The sequence below is a fragment of the Streptomyces sp. NRRL WC-3549 genome (assembly GCF_000721935.1).
Lineage (GTDB): Bacteria > Actinomycetota > Actinomycetes > Streptomycetales > Streptomycetaceae > Streptomyces.
Window position 1 is genome coordinate 1 of the sequence record NZ_KL585392.1, and the last position, 19448, is coordinate 19448.

16 protein-coding genes and 5 pseudogenes are annotated in these 19448 nt (G+C 72.3%); 14 read left to right on the forward strand and 7 right to left on the reverse strand.

The annotated features are described in order from the left end of the window. The 6 genes and pseudogenes from IH13_RS0109595 to IH13_RS0109620 all read left to right on the forward strand — a co-directional run. Positions 1 to 1815: pseudogene (locus IH13_RS0109595) on the forward strand (hypothetical protein); the annotation flags it as partial. Positions 1816 to 1998: 183 nt separating this feature from the next. Then, positions 1999 to 2937: a coiled-coil domain-containing protein gene (locus tag IH13_RS0109600; protein ID WP_031082867.1), complete on the forward strand. Its 939-nt coding sequence runs from the start codon at positions 1999 to 2001 to the stop codon at positions 2935 to 2937. 89 nt (positions 2938 to 3026) lie between these two features. Further along, positions 3027 to 4055, forward strand: coding sequence for an ABC transporter ATP-binding protein (locus tag IH13_RS0109605; RefSeq protein WP_031082869.1), 1029 nt, complete (start codon positions 3027 to 3029; stop codon positions 4053 to 4055). Positions 4056 to 4060: 5 nt separating this feature from the next. Then, the gene (locus tag IH13_RS0109610; RefSeq protein ID WP_031082871.1) at positions 4061 to 4840 is read left to right on the forward strand and encodes an ABC transporter permease; all 780 of its coding nucleotides are present in this window, start codon (positions 4061 to 4063) and stop codon (positions 4838 to 4840) included. A gap of 144 nt (positions 4841 to 4984) precedes the next feature. After that, positions 4985 to 6097 (forward strand): ABC transporter ATP-binding protein, encoded by a 1113-nt coding sequence (locus IH13_RS0109615; protein WP_031082873.1) that lies wholly within the window; start codon positions 4985 to 4987, stop codon positions 6095 to 6097. Then, complete coding sequence (locus tag IH13_RS0109620; protein WP_031082875.1) at positions 6094 to 6921, forward strand: ABC transporter permease; 828 nt, start codon at positions 6094 to 6096, stop codon at positions 6919 to 6921. Before IH13_RS0109615 ends, IH13_RS0109620 begins: the two co-directional genes overlap by 4 nt. Positions 6922 to 7086: 165 nt before the next feature. On the opposite strand, the gene IH13_RS0109625 is transcribed toward IH13_RS0109620, so the two are convergent. Next, complete coding sequence (locus tag IH13_RS0109625; protein WP_031082877.1) at positions 7087 to 7416, reverse strand: hypothetical protein; 330 nt, start codon at positions 7414 to 7416, stop codon at positions 7087 to 7089. A gap of 213 nt (positions 7417 to 7629) precedes the next feature. On the opposite strand from IH13_RS0109625, the gene IH13_RS0109630 reads away from it, so the two are divergent. Next, a complete protein-coding gene (locus IH13_RS0109630) occupies positions 7630 to 8661 on the forward strand; it encodes an LLM class flavin-dependent oxidoreductase (protein WP_031082878.1) in 1032 nt (343 codons plus the stop codon). A gap of 101 nt (positions 8662 to 8762) precedes the next feature. Here the strand turns inward: IH13_RS0109630 and IH13_RS0109635 are convergent, their stop codons facing one another. Further along, positions 8763 to 9155, reverse strand: a complete 393-nt coding sequence (locus IH13_RS0109635; protein ID WP_028438723.1) for an SCO5389 family protein — start codon at positions 9153 to 9155, stop codon at positions 8763 to 8765. 263 nt (positions 9156 to 9418) lie between these two features. Between IH13_RS0109635 and nucS the strand changes: the two genes are divergently transcribed. Continuing rightward, positions 9419 to 10090: an endonuclease NucS gene (gene nucS / locus IH13_RS0109640; protein WP_031082881.1), complete on the forward strand. Its 672-nt coding sequence runs from the start codon at positions 9419 to 9421 to the stop codon at positions 10088 to 10090. Between the two features lie 186 nt (positions 10091 to 10276). Here the strand turns inward: nucS and IH13_RS37115 are convergent. The 4 genes and pseudogenes from IH13_RS37115 to IH13_RS40630 all read right to left on the reverse strand — a co-directional run. Continuing rightward, positions 10277 to 12836 (reverse strand): annotated as a pseudogene (locus IH13_RS37115) (ATP-binding protein). Positions 12837 to 13056: 220 nt separating this feature from the next. Continuing rightward, positions 13057 to 13380, reverse strand: a complete 324-nt coding sequence (locus IH13_RS0109650) for an STAS domain-containing protein (RefSeq protein ID WP_028438726.1) — start codon at positions 13378 to 13380, stop codon at positions 13057 to 13059. A 241-nt stretch (positions 13381 to 13621) separates the two neighbouring features. Next, on the reverse strand, positions 13622 to 14470 hold the full coding sequence (locus IH13_RS0109655; protein ID WP_031082883.1) for a 3-hydroxyacyl-CoA dehydrogenase family protein: 849 nt from the start codon (positions 14468 to 14470) through the stop codon (positions 13622 to 13624). 135 nt (positions 14471 to 14605) lie between these two features. Beyond that, positions 14606 to 14737 (reverse strand): annotated as a pseudogene (locus IH13_RS40630) (TetR/AcrR family transcriptional regulator); the annotation flags it as partial. Here IH13_RS40630 and IH13_RS44485 point away from each other — a divergent pair. From IH13_RS44485 to IH13_RS0109670, 3 genes and pseudogenes are all read left to right on the forward strand, one after another. Then, positions 14736 to 14932, forward strand: a pseudogene (locus IH13_RS44485) (ATP-binding cassette domain-containing protein); the annotation flags it as partial. The pseudogenes IH13_RS40630 and IH13_RS44485 overlap by 2 nt on opposite strands. A gap of 49 nt (positions 14933 to 14981) precedes the next feature. Continuing rightward, a pseudogene (locus IH13_RS0109665) lies at positions 14982 to 15392 on the forward strand (ABC transporter permease); the annotation flags it as partial. 20 nt (positions 15393 to 15412) lie between these two features. Continuing rightward, entirely contained in the window at positions 15413 to 15985 is a 573-nt protein-coding gene (locus IH13_RS0109670; protein WP_031082895.1) for a cob(I)yrinic acid a,c-diamide adenosyltransferase, read from the forward strand. On the opposite strand, the gene IH13_RS0109675 is transcribed toward IH13_RS0109670, so the two are convergent. After that, complete coding sequence (locus IH13_RS0109675; RefSeq protein ID WP_051835810.1) at positions 15986 to 16597, reverse strand: hypothetical protein; 612 nt, start codon at positions 16595 to 16597, stop codon at positions 15986 to 15988. A gap of 184 nt (positions 16598 to 16781) precedes the next feature. Here IH13_RS0109675 and IH13_RS0109680 point away from each other — a divergent pair, with 184 nt between their 5' ends. From IH13_RS0109680 to IH13_RS0109690, 3 genes are all read left to right on the forward strand, one after another. Continuing rightward, positions 16782 to 17945, forward strand: a complete 1164-nt coding sequence (locus IH13_RS0109680) for a sensor histidine kinase (RefSeq protein WP_037841049.1) — start codon at positions 16782 to 16784, stop codon at positions 17943 to 17945. Further along, a complete protein-coding gene (locus IH13_RS0109685; protein ID WP_031082900.1) occupies positions 17942 to 18592 on the forward strand; it encodes a response regulator in 651 nt (216 codons plus the stop codon). Before IH13_RS0109680 ends, IH13_RS0109685 begins: the two co-directional genes overlap by 4 nt. Before the next feature lie 168 nt (positions 18593 to 18760). Then, the coding region (locus tag IH13_RS0109690) for a cellulose binding domain-containing protein (protein WP_031082901.1) at positions 18761 to 19448 on the forward strand (688 nt) is incomplete at its 3' end.

The window sequence follows — 19448 nt, forward strand, 5'->3', positions numbered from 1 at the left end:
CGGGTCGGCACGGAGGCCGCGGAGGCCCTGGCCGCCGCCCAGGAGGAGGCCAACCGGCGCCGCCGCGAGGCCGAGGAGACCCTCGGCGCGGCGCGTACCGAGGCGGAACAGGAGCGTGAGCAGGCCCGCGAGCAGAGCGAGGAGCTGCTCGCCTCCGCCCGCAAGCGGGTCGAGGAGGCCGAGGCCGAGGCGCAGCGCCTGGTCGAAGAGGCGGAGAGCCGCGCCACGGAGCTGGTCTCCACGGCCGAGCAGACCGCCCAGCAGGTACGCGACGCGGTCGCCGGGCTCCAGGAGCAGGCCGAGGAGGAGATCGCCGGGCTGCGGTCCGCCGCCGAGCACTCCGCGGAGCGCACCAAGACCGAGGCCGAGGCCGAGGCGGACCGGGTCCGCGCCGACGCGTACGCGGAGCGGGAGCGGGCCGCCGAGGACGCCAACCGGGTCCGCCAGGTGGCGCGCGAGGAGTCGGAGGCCGCCAAGGCCCTGGCCGAGCGGACCGTCTCCGATGCGATCACCGAATCGGAGAAGCTGCGCTCGGACGCGGCGGAGTACAGCCAGCGGGTCCGCACCGAGGCGTCCGACGCCCTCGCGTCCGCCGAGCGCGACGCCTCGCGGGCCCGCGCCGACGGGCGCGAGGACGCCAACCGGATCCGTTCCGAGGCCGCCGCCCAGGCCGATCTGCTGGTCGGCGAGGCGACGAGCGAGAGCGAGCGGCTGCGCAAGGAGGCCGCCGAACAGGCCGAGCGGGTCACCACCGAGGCCGCCGAGCAGGCCGAGCGGGTCACCACCGAGGCCACGAGCGAGGCCGAACGGCTCCGCACGGAGGCCGCCGAGCAGGCCGAACGGGTCACCACCGAGGCGGTGGAGGAGGCCGAGCGGCTGCGCGCCGAGGCGGCGCAGACCGTGGGCTCCGCGCAGGAACACGCGGCCCGCACCCGCGAGGAGTCGCAGCGGCTGCGCGCCGACGCGGAGTCGGCGGCCGAGCAGATGCGCGCCGAGGCCCGCCAGGAGGCGGACCGGATGCTGGACGAGGCCCGCGAGGCCGCCGCGAAGCGCCGCGCCGACGCCGCAGAGCAGGCCGACCAGCTGGTGGCCAAGGCCCAGGAGGAGGCGCTGCGCGCCGCCACCGAGGCCGAGAAGCAGGCCGACACCATGGTCGGGGCCGCGCGCAACGAGGCGGTGCGCATCACCTCCGAGGCGACCGTCGAGGGCAACTCCCTGGTGGAGCGGGCCCGTACGGACGCGGACGAGCTGCTCGTCGGCGCCCGCCGGGACGCCACCGCCACCCGGGAGCGCGCCGAGGAGCTCCGGACTCGCATCGAGTCCGAGGTCGAGGAGCTCCACGAGCGGGCCCGCCGGGAGACGTCCGAGCAGATGAAGACCGCGGGCGAGCGCGTCGACAAACTGATGAAGGCGGCGACCGAGCAGCGCGCCGAGGCCGAGGCGAAGGCCAAGGAACTGCTGGCGGACGCCAATTCGGAGGCGAGCAAGGTGCGCATCGCCGCCGTGAAGCGCGCCGAGTCCCTCCTCAAGGAGGCCGAGACCAAGAAGGCGGAGCTGACCCGCGTGGCCGAGAAGCTGCGGGCCGACGCCGAGGCGGAGGCGAAGAAGATCGTCGACGACGGCCGCCGCGAGCTGGACCTGCTGGCGCGCAGGCGCGAGGACATCAACACGGAGATCTCCCGTGTCCAGGACGTACTCGAGGCACTGGAGTCCTTCGAGTCCCCGGCGGGCACGGGCAAGCAGGGCGGCGGTACGGGGGTCAAAGCCGGCGCGGCGGCGGGCAACCGGTCGGGGGGCAAGTCCTCGGACGGGTAGCCGGTCGCCGGTTCGGCATGAACATTCAGCCCTCGGGTGGCAAGCGCTCCGGGGGGCAGCCACTCAAAAGGGGTGTCATTCTCCATATCAAAGCGGCAACTTCACTCTGACACGCCGCCCGGCCCCCTAGGATTCTCTCCAAGGACTCCTCACACCCCACCGGCCTCATTCGACAGGAACCTCATGAGCGACCCTTCCTCCCCCTTCGGCTTCGACTTCGTGCGACGCGGATACGACCGCAGCCAGGTGGAAGACCGCATTACCAAACTCGTCGCCGACCGTGACAGCGCCCTCGCACGCATCACCTCTCTGGAAAAGCGCATCGAGGAACTCCACCTGGAGACGCAGAACGCCCAGGCCCAGGTCAACGACGCCGAGCCGTCGTACGCCGGGCTCGGCGCGCGCGTCGAGAAGATCCTCCGCCTCGCCGAGGAGGAGGCGAAGGACCTGCGTGAGGAGGCCCGTCGCGCCGCCGAGCAGCACCGCGAGCTGGCCGAGTCCGCCGCCCAGCAGGTGCGCAACGACGCCGAGGCGTTCGCCGCCGAGCGCAAGGCGAAGGCCGAGGACGAGGGCGTCCGCATCGTCGAGAAGGCCAAGGGCGAGGCCGGTGCGCTGCGCTCCGAGGCACAGAAGGACGCCCAGCAGAAGCGCGAGGAGGCCGACGCCCTCTTCGAGGAGACCCGCGCCAAGGCCGCCCAGGCCGCCGCGGACTTCGAGACGAACCTCGCCAAGCGCCGCGAGCAGTCGGAGCGCGACCTCGCGTCCCGCCAGGCGAAGGCCGAGAAGCGTCTGGCCGAGATCGAGCACCGTGCCGAGCAGCTCCGCCTGGAGGCCGAGAAGCTCCGTACGGACGCCGAGCGCCGGGCCCGCCAGACGGTGGAGACCGCGCAGCGCCAGGCCGAGGACATCGTGGCCGACGCGAACGCCAAGGCCGACCGGATCCGCAGCGAGTCGGAGCGCGAGCTGGCGGCGCTCACCAACCGCCGCGACTCGATCAACGCCCAGCTGACCAACGTCCGCGAGATGCTGGCGACGCTGACGGGTGCCGCGGTGGCCGCCGCCGGCTCCCCGGTCGAGGACGAGTCCGCGAGCCGCGGGGTTCCGGCCCAGCAGACCCGCTGACGCCGGTCCAGCGGCCGTACGAACCAATTCGCGCGCCCGGTTCCGCCTATGTGGTGGCGCCGGGCGCGCGGCCGATCTAGCGTGAACGCATGATCGAGCTCGACGGCCTCACGAAGCGCTACGGCAACAAAATCGCCGTGGACCACCTCTCGTTCCGGGTGAGACCCGGGATGGTGACGGGCTTTCTGGGCCCCAACGGCGCGGGCAAGTCCACCACGATGCGCATGATGCTCGGCCTCGACAACCCGACGAGCGGTTCGGTGCGCATCGACGGCAAGCACTACCGCGAGCTCCAGGAACCGCTCAAGCACATCGGCGCCCTGCTGGACGCCAAGTCGATGCACGGCGGGCGCAGCGCGTACAACAACCTCCTGTGCCTGGCCCAGAGCAACCGCATCCCGGCGAGCCGGGTCTCCGAGGTACTCGAAACCGTCGGCCTCGGCGCGGTGGCGAAGAGGAAGTCGAAGGGCTTCTCCCTCGGTATGGGGCAGCGGCTGGGAATCGCGGCGGCGTTGCTGGGCGACCCCGAGATCCTGATGTTCGACGAACCCGTCAATGGTCTGGACCCCGAGGGAATTCACTGGATCCGCAATCTGATGAAGGCACTCGCGGCGGAAGGCCGGACGATCTTCGTTTCCTCCCATCTGATGAGTGAAATGGCCCTGACCGCCGACCATTTGATCGTGATCGGCCAGGGCCGGCTGCTGGCCGACACCACGATGGCGGACTTCATCCACGAGAATTCCCGGAGTTATGTGCGGGTGCGTTCGCCCGAGTGGGAGCGGCTGCGCGACACGCTGCACGCCGCGGGGATCGAGAGCGTCGAGTCGGGCGAGGGTGCGCTGGAGATCGACGGCGGGACGCCGGAGCGGGTCGGTGAGCTGGCCGCCGAGCACCGGATCGTGCTGCACGAGCTCAGCTCCCAGCGGGCCTCGCTGGAGGACGCCTTCATGCAGATGACGGCGGGCTCCGTGGAGTACCACGCGCACTCCGGCCAGGGCACCGCCCAGCCGCCGGCGGCGGGGCCGCACTGGGGCGATCCGTGGGACCCGCGCACGGGCCCAGGCCCAGCCTCCGGCTCCGGCTCCGGCTCCGGCGACACAACGAAGGGCGCGTGACAGTCATGGCATCGGTACCCGCGGTCCTGAACTCCGAGTGGACCAAGATCCGCACGGTCTCCTCGACCACCTGGACCCTGATCTCGGCGTTCGTCGTCACGGTCGCCATGGGCGCGGCCCTCAGCGCCCTGCTGAACAGCCAGTTCGACGACCTGCCCACCGCCGAGCGCGCCACCTTCGACCCCACCTACGTCGGCTTCTCCGGCATGACCCTGGGCCAGCTCGCCATGGTCGTCTTCGGCGTCCTGGTGGTCGGTACGGAGTACAGCTCGGGCATGATCCGCACCTCGCTGGCGGCCGTGCCGCAGCGCGCGTCGTTCCTGTTCAGCAAGATCACGGTGGCGGGGGTGCTGGCGCTGCTGGTCGGGCTGGCCACCAGCTTCGTGACGTTCTTCCTCAGCCAGGCGCTGCTGGGCGACCACGGGACGGACATCGGGGCGGAGAACGTGTTGCGCGCGGTCTTCGGCGGCGGCCTCTACATGGGCCTGATCGCGATCTTCTCCATGGCCGTCGCCACGATGCTGCGCAGCTCCATGCTGTCGCTCGGCATCCTGATGCCGTTCTTCTTCCTGGTCTCGGGGATCCTGTCGGCGGTACCCGGTGCCAAGAAGGTGGCCCGCTACTTCCCGGACCAGGCGGGCTCCAAGATCATGCAGGTGGTCCCCGACGCGATGAACAGCAACCCCGCCCCGTACGGGCCGTGGGCCGGCCTGGGCATCATGGTGCTCTGGGTGATCGCGGCGCTGGCCGGCGGCTACCTCGTGCTGAAGAAGCGGGACGCCTGACGTCCCGGAGGGCCTCCCGTACACGACGATCGCCCGGCCAGGCGACTTGGCCCCGGCCGTCAGCCGCTGGTTATCCTCGCTGACGGGGGCGTGCGGCCGGGAGGCCTGGGCCCCGACCGCACGGGACGTCGATGGGGCTGATGAATGATCGAGGCGGTAGGCCTGACCAAGCGCTACGGCGCCAAGACGGCCGTGGACAACCTGTCCTTCCAGGTGCGGCCGGGGGCCGTCACGGGCTTCCTCGGCCCCAACGGGTCGGGCAAATCCACGACCATGCGCATGATGGTCGGCCTGGACCGGCCGACGGCGGGCCACGTGACGATCGGCGGTCATCCCTTCCGCGACCTTCCCGACGCGGCGCGGCAGGTGGGCGCGCTCCTGGACGCCAAGTCGGTGCACGGCGGGCGCAGCGCCCGTAACCACCTGCTGTGTCTGGCCCAGCTGGCCGCCATCCCGACCGCGCGGGTGGACGAGGTGCTCGGGGTCGTCGGTCTGCGGGACGTCGCGAAGAGGCGGTCCAAGGGCTTCTCCCTCGGCATGGGCCAGCGGCTGGGGATCGCGGCGGCGCTGCTCGGGGACCCCCGGGTGCTGCTCTTCGACGAGCCGGTGAACGGTCTCGACCCCGAGGGCATCCACTGGGTCCGCAATCTGATGAAGGAGCTCGCCTCCGAGGGGCGCACGGTCTTCGTCTCCAGCCACCTCATGAGTGAGATGGCGCTCACCGCCGACCATCTGATCGTGATCGGGCGCGGGCAGCTGCTGGCCGACATGAGCGTCAAGGACTTCATCTCCGCCAACTCCGCGGGCTTCGCACGGGTGCGCGTCCCCGCCGAGCCCGAGCAGCGGGAGAAGCTGACGGCGGTGCTCACCGAGGCCGGCGGGCGGGTCATGCCCGAGCCGGACGGGGCCCTGCGGGTCACCGGGCTGCCGCTGCCCCGGATCAGCGATCTGGCGCACGGGGCGGACGTCCGGCTCTGGCAGCTCTCGCCGCACCAGGCGTCGCTGGAGGAGGCGTACATGCGGATGACGCAGGGCGCCGTGGAGCACCGCTCGACGGCGGACGCCAAGGAGGGGCTGCGGCCCCCGCCTGCGCCCTACCAGCTGCCGCCGGAGCCGGAGGGGCACGTGCCGCCGGAGATGCCGCGGCAGGGCTGGTACGCGCCGCCGCCACCGGTTGGTGACCGGGGGACGGCCCCGGCAGCCCCCGCGCCTCCTTTGGCCCCGGCCGCCCACGAGACCAGCGAGGAACCCCGATGACGACGCCGACGGCCCCGCCCCCTCCCCCGCACCCGGACCACGCCTCCTCGGTCCCCGCCCGCACACCCGGCCTCGGTGACGCCGTCGCCTCCGAGTGGACCAAGATGCGCTCCGTGCGCTCCACGATGTGGACGCTCGGCGTCATGGTCCTCCTGCTGCTGGGCGTCGGGCTCCTCACCGCCCTCACCGTGCGTGGCGCGGACGCGCAGCTGGAGGACGAACCCGTGCTGGGCCTCGGGTTCTTCGGTGTGCTGCTCGGCTCGATCTGCGTGATCACCCTCGGCGTCCTGACCATCGCCTCCGAGTACGGCACCGGGATGATCCGTACGACGCTGACGGTCTCGCCCCGCAGGTCCCGGATACTGATCGCGAAGTCGATCGTCTTCTTCCTGCTCTGCTTCTCCGTCACCACGGTGACGACCGGCATCGTCGGGGTGCTGCAGACCGCGTTGCTGGACGGCGCCGCCCTGACCGGCGGCGAGTGGCTGAGCGCCACGGTCGGTGTGGGGCTCTACGTCGCCCTGCTCGGGCTGCTGTCGCTGGCGCTCGGCACCGTCGTCCGGCACTCGGCGGGGGCGATCACCCTCATGATCGCCTTGGTGCTGCTGCCGCTGGTGCTGTCGATCTTCATGTACACGGACACGCTCTCCTCGGTGCGGCAGGCGCTGTTCGCGTACTCGATCCCGAGCCAGCTCGCCTCGCTGTACTACACACCGTTGACCTCGTCGGGGCCCTCCGGCTGGGAGTCCGTGCTCATCCTCGTCTGCGTCACCGTCGTGGCCATGGGCGTCGCCCTGGCGTCCCTGGGCCGGCGGGACGTCTGAGGCCGAAGGCCCGGGCGGTGTGGGACTCGCCGCAGGGGCGTGTTCCGAAGGGAGCGCCGTCCGCCCGGCGGGCGGGTCCGGCGGCGTGTGGTGCGTGCGATCCCCACGACGCAGCGAGCGTGGGTGCCGGGCGTCGCGACGGGGCGAACCCTGGCTGCCGCGGCCCTAGTAGCGCGGAGCGTTCCTGGACCGCTGCACCTTGGTGGTGCGGCGGTCCTTCGCGTTCCAGCAGGCCTTGTGCCAGTGCCTGCGGTCGTCGACCCCGCCGTACTCCGGCCAGGCGACCAGGTGCGGCACCCCGGAGGGGATCTCCTGGTCGCAGCCCGGGCAGCGGTAGCGCTTGCCCGTCGCGCCCGCCCCGCTCAGCAGGCGTACCGACCACTCCTCGCCCCGCCAGCTCTCGGTCAGCCCTCCGCCGCCGTACCGCTCGACCGCCTCGCGTGCGTTGCCGGTGGGACTGTCGCCGCCTCGGGGGCGGTTGCGGCGCGGGGACACGGAACACCTCACAGGGCGGCGGTACGGGCAGGTCCTTCAACCCTAGGGCCACCGGGCCCGCTCTCCGGTGCGGAGGTGACGCCTGTGCCGGGTGCGCACGGGTGGGTTACCGGAAAATCGCAACAACTTCGCCCCGGACCGTGCCTTTGGCACGTGTCAGGCGTTGTTGCCGGTAGGGGGAGAGCCGCGTCGGCCGCAAGGAGGTAACAGGCGATGCGCGTGGGAACGTTCGTACTGGCAGCACAGTTTCCGGGCCAGGGACAGGGCGAGGCCCTGCACCGGGCCGTCCGGTCCGCGGAGGTCGCGGAGGACTCCGGGCTCGACTCGGTCTGGCTGGCGGAACACCACTTCGTGCCGTACGGGGTGTGCCCGTCCGCGGTGACCCTGGCCGGGCTGCTGCTCGGCCGCACCCGCAGGATCCGGGTGGGCACGGCGGTGAGCGTGCTGCCCACCCAGCACCCGGTCACGCTCGGGGAGCAGGCGGCCCTGCTGCACCTGACCAGCGGCGGACGCTTCACCCTCGGGGTGGGGCGCGGTGGCCCCTGGGTCGATCTGGAGGTGTTCCAGAGCGGTCTCGACGCCTACGAGAACGGCTTCCCCGAGTCGCTGGAACTGCTCCTGGAGTGGCTGTGCAAGCCCCGGGTCGCCGGGCGCGGAGAGCGGTTCGGCTTCCGTGAGGTGGCGGTGGTGCCGCGCGCCGACGAGCTCCTCGGCGACGGCCCGGCGGGCCCCGAGGTGGTTGTGGCGTGCACGTCGCCAAAAAGCGTGAAACTCGCCGCTGAAAAGGGTTTGCCGATGCTCCTCGGGATGCATTGCGACGACGCGGAGAAGGCCGAGATGGCCGCTCTGTGGCGTTCGGCCGCCCGGGAGGCCGGTCAGCCGGCGGACGTCGTGGAGCAGGTCGCACATGTGTCCGCGGGGGTGGCCCAGGTCGCCGACCGTGCCGACGACGCGGTGGAGACGCTCGTGAAGGCCATGCCGGGCTGGCTGCGGCAGGGCCTGGACGCCCATGTGACGGTCGACGGCCGGCACCGGGTGATGCGTGACCCGGTCGCGTACACCGAGTACCTCTGCGGCCTGCATCCGGTGGGGCCGCCCGGGCTGGCCGCCGACCGGCTCGCGGCCACGGCGGAGCGGACGGGCATCACCCGGTTCGCGCTCCTGGTGGAGGGCTCGGGCGACCTCGCCGCGACGGAGGAGAACGTGCGACGGCTGGGCGCGGACGTGCTGCCGTTGTTGAGGTGACCCGTACATACGCGTGCGCTGTCCAGATGGTGCGGTGGTACGAGAGCTGCCGCCCCGGAGCCAGTTGCACCTCCCGCGGCCCGAAGCGGCAGCTGAGGCGTTCAGCAGTCCCGTAGTTCGGGCGACTGGTTGAGCAGCTGGCCCCTCACCGAGGTGAACTTGGCGAGCCGCTCGTCGACCGAGGCGTCCAGCGGGAACACCGCGACACGGTGGCAGTTCTGGAATGCCAGGCGCACCCCGAAGTGTCGCTGCAGCGCTCCGCGTATCGCATCACTCGCGAGCGCGCGCAGCAGCTGACCACGTGCCTGCTCGTCCGGCGGCGGCGTCTGGTTGTCGGCGAACTCTCCGCCGTCCACCTTCAGCTGGGCCACCAGGGAGCTGATCATCTCCCATGCGAAGGGCAGGGAGGTCCGGACGCAGTCGACGAAGTCGGCTTCGTCGACCTCGCCTCGCTCGGCCTGTTCCAACAGGGCCGGTGAGACGTCGAGCGACATGGGTTCTCCTCTCGCGACCCCGACAGGTGGCCGGGGCCTTACGGGCAGGGCAGGAGGACGGCGACGCTGCGTACACAGGCGGCGACCTCCTGCATCCACGGTAAGGGCGCGGTCCGGGCCGCACCAGGAGATTGGGAACACAACCGGCCAACAACGAACAGTCGCAAAGAGGGGCAAGCCAGAAAGCCGAGCCGTCAAGAGGTGTACGGGCCGAAGGGAGGGAAATCGCGCCGACCGGCCCTCGTCGAGTAGCGTTGCCGACCATGCGTCTCGTCATCGCCCGTTGCTCCGTCGACTACGCGGGCCGGCTCACCGCCCACCTGCCCTCCGCGCCCCGCCTGATCCTGGTGAAGGCGGACGGCAGCGTCTCGATCCACGCCGACGACCGGGCGTACAAACCGCTCAACTGGATGTCGCCGCCCTGCACGCTGAAGGAGGGCGCCGACGACGGCGAAGGCGTCTGGACCGTGGTGAACAAGGCGGGCGAAAAACTGATCATCACCATGGAGGAAATCCTTCATGACTCGTCGCACGAGCTGGGTGTGGACCCGGGGCTCATCAAGGACGGGGTGGAGGCCCACCTCCAGGAGCTGCTGGCCGACCGCATCGAGACGATCGGCGAGGGCTACACGCTGATCCGCCGCGAGTACCCCACCGCGATCGGCCCGGTCGACATCCTGTGCCGGGACGCGGACGGCGCGACGGTGGCCGTCGAGCTGAAGCGGCGGGGCGACATCGACGGCGTGGAGCAGCTGACCCGCTACCTGGACCTGCTGAACCGCGACCCCCGTCTCGCGCCGGTGCGGGGCGTCTTCGCGGCCCAGGAGATCAAGCCGCAGGCCCGGGTGCTGGCCACGGACCGAGGGATCGGGTGCCTGATCCTGGACTACGACGCGATGCGCGGCATCGAGGACGACAAGCTGCGGCTGTTCTGAGCCGGAGCGCCGAACACTCCCCGGCGCGCCCGGCCCCGGCCGCGCCGCCCGTGGCTGGAGGCCGGTGCCGCCCGGCGGCCGGGGCCAGGGGCCGGGTCCCGCCTTCCCAGACCCCACACCCCCGCCTCCCCGGACCCACACCCCCGCCGAGGGGCTCAGCCGCACGGCCGGCCCCGCGGCGCCGGGTCAGGCCATCGTGGTCGGGGTGGTGCCGGACGAGTCGTCCGGCGCGGGGCCGTCGCTCGTCGCCGTCGCGGTCGCCGACTCCGCCGGGCCACTCGCCGAGTTCGAGGACTCGGGTCCGCTCGGCGGGGTCGTCGGAGTGGTCTCCCCCGGATCGGGGTCCGGACCGGTCGTCGGTTCGGTCGGCTCGTCCGTCGTCGGGGTGGGCGACACGCTCTCCGTCGGCGTCCTGCTCGACGACGGACCGCCGGACGTCGGCCGGTCGCTGGGGCTGCCGCTCGTCGCGTCGTCCGACGACGGGCTCGCCCCGGGCTCCGAGGCGCTCGGCGAGGGCGTGCCGCTGCCGGACGGGCTCGCGGTGCCCGAGGGGTCCGGGGAAGAGGAGGTGGAACCGGAGCGGGACACGGCGTCGTCCGGCAGGGGTTCGCCGACCGGCTCGTCCGCCGGGAGCCCCTTCTCGGCGTCTTCTTCTTCCGCCGACTGCTCGGTCGTGGCGTTCTGGCCCTTCGGGTCCTCGCTGTCCGAGGTCGCGCCCAGCGTCACCACCGTGCCCAGCACGGCGGCCAGCAGCGCTCCGGCGCCGACCGCGACCAGATTGCGCCGGGCACCCTGGAGCACCCCGAGCCGCGCCTTCGAAGGCCCGGCGGCCCGGGCCGCGGCCGGAACGGCCCGGGGAGTGATCAGCGTGGGTTGCTCGGCCGGCCTGGCGAACACGGGAGCCACCGCGGGGACCACGGGCGCGCCGGACGGCGACAGCGACTGCTCGGGGCGGGCAGGCGTCACCTCGTCGCCGGACGGGGTGCGCCCGCCCGGCACGGCCGGTCCGCCAGACCGGTCGGCGACGAGGGCGAGGGCCCGGCGCCCCGCCACCGCCCCGGGCTTGTCGGCGAGCGCCCCGCGCATGCCGACGGAGGTCTCCAGCTCGGCACGGGCCCGGTCCAGGTTCCCGGAGCAGAGCGCGAGGACGCCCAACTCGTGGTGGAAATAGGCCTCCTCCGCGACCTCACCGGCGACCCGGGCGGCTTCCTGGCCGATCCTGAGGGCCTTCTCCCAGGCGCCCCACTGCATACCGGCGGCGAAGGCCGGGGCGGCACTGCGGGCGAGCACCACGGCCGCGCTGGCCGCCCCCGCGTGGTCGCCCGGCACGAGGCGTGCCATCGCGGCGGTCACGGCGTCCGCCTCGGCGACGGCCCGCTCCGGTGTGACGGATGGATGACCGGACCACCAGGCGTAGTGCTGGGCGGCGTTACGGGCGTAGGCGTCCGCCTCCTCGGCGTATCCGCTCGCCTCCAGCTGGGTCAGGACCCCGGCCGCCAGCCGGTAGCGGGGGCCCGCCGGGGAGAGCATGCCGGACACGAACAGCTCGCCCAGGGCGGCGTCGGCGTGGGTGTCCCCCACCAGCGCCGGCAGATGCGCCTGGTGCGGCACCTCACCGCCGAGCGCGACGGCGAACCGCAGGGTCTCACGGGCCGCTTCGGTCATCCAGGACCCGAGCAGCGCCGCCGGTGCCGCGCCCTCCCCGAGGCTCGGCAGCGGTACGTCGAGCGGCGCGGACCGCCCGAAGGGCAGGTCGTCCTGGTCACCGTCCTCGTAGCCGTCGAAGGCCTCCGGGTCCGTGCGCAGCTGGTCCCGCCGGCGCAGCAGGGCACCGGCCTGCACGAAGCGCAGTGGCAGCCCCTCGGACTCGAACCAGAGGTCGCCCGCCCAGTTGGCCTCCTCGTCGGTGAGGGGGCGCTCCACGACGTGTTCCAGCAGTTCGATCGAGGCGCCGCGGCCGAGACCGGCGAGGAAGACCTCTTCCAGGCCGGAGTCGGCGGAGGGCGCGGGGACCTCGGGGCTCGCACCGAGGAGGAAGGCGCATTCGGGGGTGGCGTCGAGCAGTTCCTCCAGCGCGGTGCCGCCCAGCTCCAGGTCGTCCAGGACGACGACCGCGCCGATCCGGCGGACGAGCGTCTCCAGCTCCTCACGGCCGGGGCGGTACCGCGGCGAGCTGTAGACGGCCTCGAAGAGTGCGTACAGCAGCTCGGGGGCGGTGCGCCGGTGGCCGGAGAGCCGTACGACGCCGTCGGGCGCCAGGTCCGCGCAGTCGGCGGCGACGGCGTTCAGCAGGGCCGTACGGCCGGAGCCGGCGGAGCCGGTGAGCCGGACCGAGCGGCCGCGCGCCCGCAGCCGTAAGCCGGACCGAGCGGCCGCGCGCCAGCAGCCGTACGAGCCGCTCGCGCTCCTCCTGGCGTTCCAGCAGGGGCAGTCGCGGCCCGGGGGGCCCCGGCGGGACGGGCGGGGCGGTGGCACGCTCGCGCTCGGCCCGTTCGGCCGCGGTGCGCCGTACGGGGGCCTCGGGCTGCTCCCCGGGCGGGCAGAGCTCGATCTCGCTGCCGTCGACCGGGTTGACGGTGAGCAGGAAGTCCCCGGTGATCAGCTGCACCGTGCGGGACTGCTGCGGTGTCTGGAGCCCCATGTCGGGTGTCAGCGGATCGCGGGGCTGCCTGCGCCGCACGGTGTTCTCGGCCGGACGGTCGTTGCCGTGGCCGTACTCTTCCGGTCCCCGGTTGATCGGGTCCATCGTCAAAGCCCCCAGACGCGTGGCGCGCGGTTCACCCCTCCGGCCTCGCACGCTCCGCTGTCGCTCCCGGTCCGGTGTCCGCCCGGTGGGTTCGTCAGTGGCGGACGGCCGAACCCTAAACCTTCGCACAGTATCCCCGCACCGGCGGGGGGCCGCGCCGTCCAAGACGTCATGGTCTCGTGAGGATTGTGCTCCGGACCGGTTCCTCGCCGGCCCGGCCTCACACCCGCGGCAGGGACTCCGCGGCGATCCCGCCCTCGATGGCCAGAATGCGGTGCAGCCGGGTCGCGACCAGGAGGCGCTGCATCTGCGGGGGCACCCCGCGCAGCACCAGCCGCCGCCCGGCCCGGCCGGCTCTGCGGTGCGCCCCCATGATGACGCCGAGTCCGGTGGCGTCCCAGGAGTCCAGCTCGGTCAGGTCCAGCACGAGGTCACCGGCTCCGTCGTCGACCGCCGAGTGCAGGACCGTACGGGCGTCCGCCGCGCTTCGGACGTCGAGGCGGCCCCCGACGACCAGCTCGGCGTGGTCGCCCCTGATGTGCATATGCGCTCCCCGGAAGTACTCCGCAGCATGGTCGGTCTGTCTGGTTCTCCACTGTCTCTGCCACAACTGACGGCCACGGCGACAGGGAAGTTGCCGTCTGTAAGGGAACCGATACCGAATTCACCCTGAGGGGTGAAAGGGGTTCGTCCTCTCCCTTTGAATCCTGGTACCGCGAGGCACCGGACACCGGGCCCCGGTGGCCGACTGACGGTACGTCAGCCGGCCGGGCGCCCGGGAAGGATCAGTAGGCGTAGAAGCCCTGCCCGCTCTTGCGGCCGATGTCACCTGCGTCGACCATCCGGCGCATCAGCTCCGGAGCGGCGAACTTCTCGTCCTGCGACTCGGTGTAGATGTTGCCCGTCGCGTGCAGCAGGATGTCGACACCGGTCAGGTCCGCCGTCGCCAGGGGGCCCATGGCGTGCCCGAAGCCCAGCTTGCAGGCGGTGTCGATGTCCTCGGCCGTGGCGACGCCCGACTCGTACAGCTTGGCGGCCTCGACCACGAGCGCCGAGATCAGCCGGGTGGTGACGAAGCCGGCCACATCGCGGTTGACGACGATACAGGTCTTGCCCACCGATTCGGCGAACTCCCGCGCGGTGGCGAGGGTTTCGTCGCTCGTCTTGTAGCCGCGCACCAGCTCGACCAGCTGCATCATCGGCACGGGCGAGAAGAAGTGCACACCCACGACACGCTCCGGACGCTCCGTCACGGCCGCGATCTTGGTGATCGGGATGGCGGAGGTGTTGGAGGCGAGCACCGCGTCCGGGCGGACGATCGTGTCGAGCGCGCGGAAGATCTCGTGCTTGACCTCCAGCTTCTCGAACACGGCCTCCACGACGAGGTCGGCGTCGGCCACGGCGTCGAGGTCGGTGGTGGTGGTGATCCGGCCCAACGCGGCCTCGGCGTCGGCGGCCTCCATCTTGCCCTTGGCGACGAACTTGCCGTAACTGGCCTCGATGCCGCCGCGCCCGCGGCTCAGGGCCTCGTCGGTGACGTCGCGCAGTACGACGTCCCAGCCCGCCTGGGCGGAGACCTGCGCGATACCGGACCCCATGAGTCCGGCGCCGATGACGGCGAGCTTCCTGGCCACGTTGGCACCCCTATGCGTTCTCATCGGTCGGTTCATGCACATGCTCTCCGGCGGAGGTTAGTACCCGTGAGGGGCCCTGGGGGCACTAAGAGATGCGCGTCACGTCTCACATGACGGACATCACACCGTCCGGCGTCACGGCTCCGAGCGGCGCCCGTAGTCGAGGACCCTCTCGCCGAGGAGGCCCTCGATGTCGTCGAGGAGGTCGAGCGCCTCCCTGGAGACCTCGGCGGGCTTGCGGCCCGCGACCATCTCGCGGCCGATCACCGTGCGGGAGGAACTGGTCACCCGGGGCGGCTGTACCGGCTCACCAAGGCCGTCGCGGTCGCGCGCACCGCCGAACTGGCCGCCGCCCTGGGCCTGTCGGAGCTGCTGGACCGGAAGACGGCGGCGCTCTCCGGGGGCCAGCGCCGGCGCCTGGACATCGCCCTGGGCCTCACCCACCGCCCCGAGGTCCTCTGGACGGGGGCGGCCTCGGCGGCCGCCGGAGCGCGCCCGGTGACGGCCACTCCAGGCGGTCCTGCTGGTCGCCGCCGCCCTGGTCATGGGGTTGCGCGCGCCGCTGCCCGGGGTGCTGATCGGCTTCGGTTTCGTCGGCCTGCTGACCGTCTCGCTGGCCTCGCTGTCGTACGCGCTGGCCATGCGGGTGCGCACCCCGCAGGAGTTCGGTCCGGTGATCAACTCGCTGACCATGCCCGCCATGCCGCTCTCCGGCCTGATGCTGCCGATGACCCTCGGCCCGCGCTGGCTGGACGTCCTGTCGCACCTCACGCCGTTCCGCTACCTGGTGGACGCGGTGCGGGACGCGTACACCGGCTCGTACGCGACCCCGCACATGCTCCACGGCGTGCTGGTCGCGGTCGGCTTCGCCCTGGTCGCCGTGACGGTCGGCACACGTGTCTTCCGGAGCGCCGGGGCCTGAGGCGTCATTAGGGTGGGCCCATGGTCAATCTGACGCGCATCTACACCCGTACCGGCGACCAGGGCACCACCGCCCTCGGCGACATGAGCCGCACCGCCAAGACCGACCTGCGGATCGCGGCGTACGCCGACGCCAACGAGGCGAATGCCGTCATCGGCACGGCGATCGCACTCGGCGCTCTGGCCGAGGACGTCGTCAAGGTCCTCGTGCGGGTCCAGAACGACCTCTTCGACGTGGGCGCGGACCTGAGCACGCCGGTGGTCCCGGACCCGAAGTACCCGCCGCTGCGGGTCGAGCAGTCCTACATCGACAAGCTGGAGGCCGACTGCGACACCTTCCTGGAGGAGCTGGAGAAGCTGCGCAGCTTCATCCTCCCGGGCGGCACGCCGGGTGCGGCGCTGCTGCACCAGGCCTGCACGGTCGTCCGCCGGACGGAGCGGTCCACCTGGGCGGCGCTGGAGGTGCACGGCGAGGTGATGAACGCGCTGACCGCGACGTATCTCAACCGCCTCTCCGACCTCCTGTTCATCCTCGCCAGGGTGGCGAACAAGGAGGTCGGCGACGTCCTGTGGGTGCCGGGCGGCGAGCGCTGATCAGCGGCCCCCCGGACGTCCCGGGCCCCGTTCACCCGCCCGCTCGGGTGCCGGCTCTGGTTCCCGTTCGGGTTCCGGCCCGGGCCTCCGCTTCGGGAAGAGGGTGTAGCTCGCGGCGATGACCAGGTTGATCCCGGTCAGCCAGAGCATCCTCTGCTGCCACATCCGCAGGGATCCGGTGTCGCCGTGCGGTCCGACGTACCAGACCGCCGCCTGGAGGAGGACCAGGGCGACCGCCGAGGCCAGGATCCAGCGGGCCGCGACCCGCCACTCGTGGACGGCCCGGTCTCTCCCGTACTTCGGGGGCCGCACCGGGGGCGGCCCGCCCGCGAAGCGGTGCGCGATCCTGGCGTCCACCCAGGCGATGGTGGAAGGGCCGAGCCCCACGGTGAAGCCGATGTAGACGGCGGCCAGGCCGTGCTTCCAGTCGGGCTGGCCGCCGTTCCTCAGATCGACGGCGGTCACCACCAGCAGGACCACCTCCAGCAGCGGCTCGCACAGCAGCACGGCGGCCCCCGCGCGGGGCTTCCGCGCCACGTACCGCAGCCCGAGTCCCACGGCCAGCAGCACCCAGAAGCCGACCTCGCAGAGCACGATCAGCGTGACGATCACGGCACTCCTCCTTCCGGTCCCCTCCAGGCTTCCGGGTGCGGCGCCCCGCGGCGTCGTCGCCGGTGACGAATCGCGACTGCATCCTTCGATGTACTCGCGCCTCCCCCGGCGTACCGACGTGGCGCGGGCCGGTGCCGTGTTGGATGGAGCGGTGTTCGCCTCTTCACGACCGCACCGCCAGGACATGCTGATCGGGGCCGTCGGGCTGGCGGGCGGACTGCTGCTCTGGGCGGCCGGTCTGCACACGCAGGGCGGCCGGGTCTTCGGCGCCCCCTGGGCGGCGCTGGTCCCGCTGGTGGTGACGGCCGCCCTGGAACCGCTGCGCCGGACCCGGCCGCAGTCCGCGGTGGCCGTCGGCACATTCGCGCTGGTCGCCGACCAGTTCACGACGGGCAGCCTGGCGACGATCCTGATGTACACCGACCTCATGTACGCGGCCGTGGTCTACGGGACCCCGGCCGCCGCCCGGCGCATCCCGGTGGTGACGTTCCTGGTCACCGTCGCGGTCACCATCGGGTTCTTCGCCTGGTTCCGCCGCCCCGAGGCGCTGCTGTTCGGCGTGGTGACCGGGCTGGTCACCTTCGGCCCGGCCCTCACCGGTGTCAGTGTGCGCAATCACCGGGAGGCCGCCCAGGCCGCCCGTCTGCGGGCCGAACAGACGGCCCTGCTCGCCGAGATGGACCGGGTCCAGGCGGTGACCGCCGAGCGTTCCAGAATGGCGCGGGAGCTGCACGACATGGTCGCCAACCACCTCTCGGCGATCGCCATCCACTCCACCGCGGCGCTCTCCATCGACGACCCGGCGACCTCCCGCGACGCCCTGGGCGTGATCCGGCAGAACAGCGTCGAGGGGCTCGCCGAGATGCGGCGGCTGATCGGGCTGCTCCGGGACAGCGGCGGGGACGAGCAGCCGAGCGCGGCGCCCACGCTCGCCTCGCTGGACGCCCTGGTCGACCAGGCGCGGGCGAACGCCGCCTCCAGCGGACTGACCGTCACCCTGGACGACGCCCGGACGGCCGCCGAACGGCTCCCGGCCCCGGTGGAGCTGGCCGCCTACCGCATCGTCCAGGAATCCCTGACGAACGCTCTGAAACACGCGGCTCCGGGCCCGGTGACGGCCCGGCTGGACCACGGGGGCGACTCACTGACCGTGGAGGTGAGCAGCGTGCTCGGCGTCCGGCCGGGGCCGCGGGCGCCCGGTTCGGGGGCGGGCCTGGTGGGGATGGCGGAGCGGGTGGCACTCCTCGGCGGGACGATCGGCACGGGCCCGGTGGGCGGCGGGCCCGGCGGCGAGGAGATCTGGCGGGTACGGGCGGAGCTGCCCGTGGACGAAGGGACGTGGGGATGACGATCCGGGTACTGGTCGCCGAGGACCAGTCGGCGGTGCGCGCGGGGCTGGTGCTCATTCTGGGCAGCGCGCCGGACATCGAGGTGGTGGGTGAGGCGGCCGACGGTGAGGCCGCCGTGCGGCTGGCCCGTGAACTGCGTCCGGACGTGGTGCTGATGGATGTGCAGATGCCCCGGCTGGACGGGGTGGCGGCGACGCGGCAGGTGGTGGCCGAACGGCTCGCGGACGTCCTGGTGCTGACGACGTTCGACCTGGACGCGTACGTCTTCGGGGCGCTGCGGGCGGGCGCGGCGGGGTTCCTGCTGAAGAACACCGACGCCCGCGATCTGCTGGCCGCCGTACGCACCGTGGCGGGCGGTGAGGGCATGATCGCTCCGGCGGTGACCCGCCGGCTGATCGCCGCATTCGCGGATGCGACCGGCTCACACCGGGGCGCCGGAGCCGATCCGGCGGTGCTGGACACGCTGACCCGGCGGGAACGCGAGGTCCTGGGGTGCCTGGGGCAGGGGTTGTCGAACGCGGAGATCGCCGGGCGCCTCTCGATGGCCGAGGCGACGGTGAAGACGCACGTCAGCAGGGTCCTGGGGAAGCTGGAGCTGCGCAGCCGGGTGCAAGCGGCTGTGCTCGCGCAGGAGTTGGGTCTCTGACCGGGAACAGGAAACTTTGGTCTGGACCTCTTGACGATTGGTCCAGACCTTCCTAATCTCACCGAGCACGCTGCGGTGAGTACGCCATGACAAAGCGTGCTCAGGGCGACGCAGGGTCTGCAGTCCACGAACCACCCCCGTTTGTCGGACCTCACCCGAGGAGCACCGTTGAGCACAGAGACCCCCCGAAGAAGCCCCCGCCTGAGATGGAGACTCGCCCCGGCCCGGGTCACCCGGGCCAAGGCGGTCGCGGGCTTCACCGCACTGCTGCTGCCGCTCGCCGCCATGGTCGGCCTGGCGTCCCCGGCGCAGGCCGCCACCTCGGCGACCGCCACCTACCTGAAGAAGTCCGACTGGGGCAGCGGCTTCGAAGGCCAGTGGACGGTCAAGAACACCGGCACCACCGCCCTCTCCTCCTGGACGATCGAGTGGGACTTCCCCTCCGGCACCGCGGTCGGCTCCGCCTGGGACGCCGCCGTGACCAGCTCCGGAACCCACTGGACCGCCAAGAACCTCAGCTGGAACGGCACGGTCGCCCCGGGCGCCAGCATCAGCTTCGGCTTCAACGGCACCGGCTCCGGCTCCCCCACGGGCTGCAAGCTGAACGGCGCCTCCTGTGACGGCGGCAGCGTCCCCGGCGACAACGCCCCGTCGAAGCCCGGCACCCCCACCGCGAGCAACATCACCGACACCTCGGTGAAGCTCAGCTGGACCGCGGCCACCGACGACAAGGGCATCAAGAACTACGACGTCCTGCGCGACGGCGCGAAGGTCGCGACGGTCACCACGACGACGTACACCGACACCGGCCTCACCAAGGGCACGGACTACTCCTACACCGTGCAGGCACGCGACA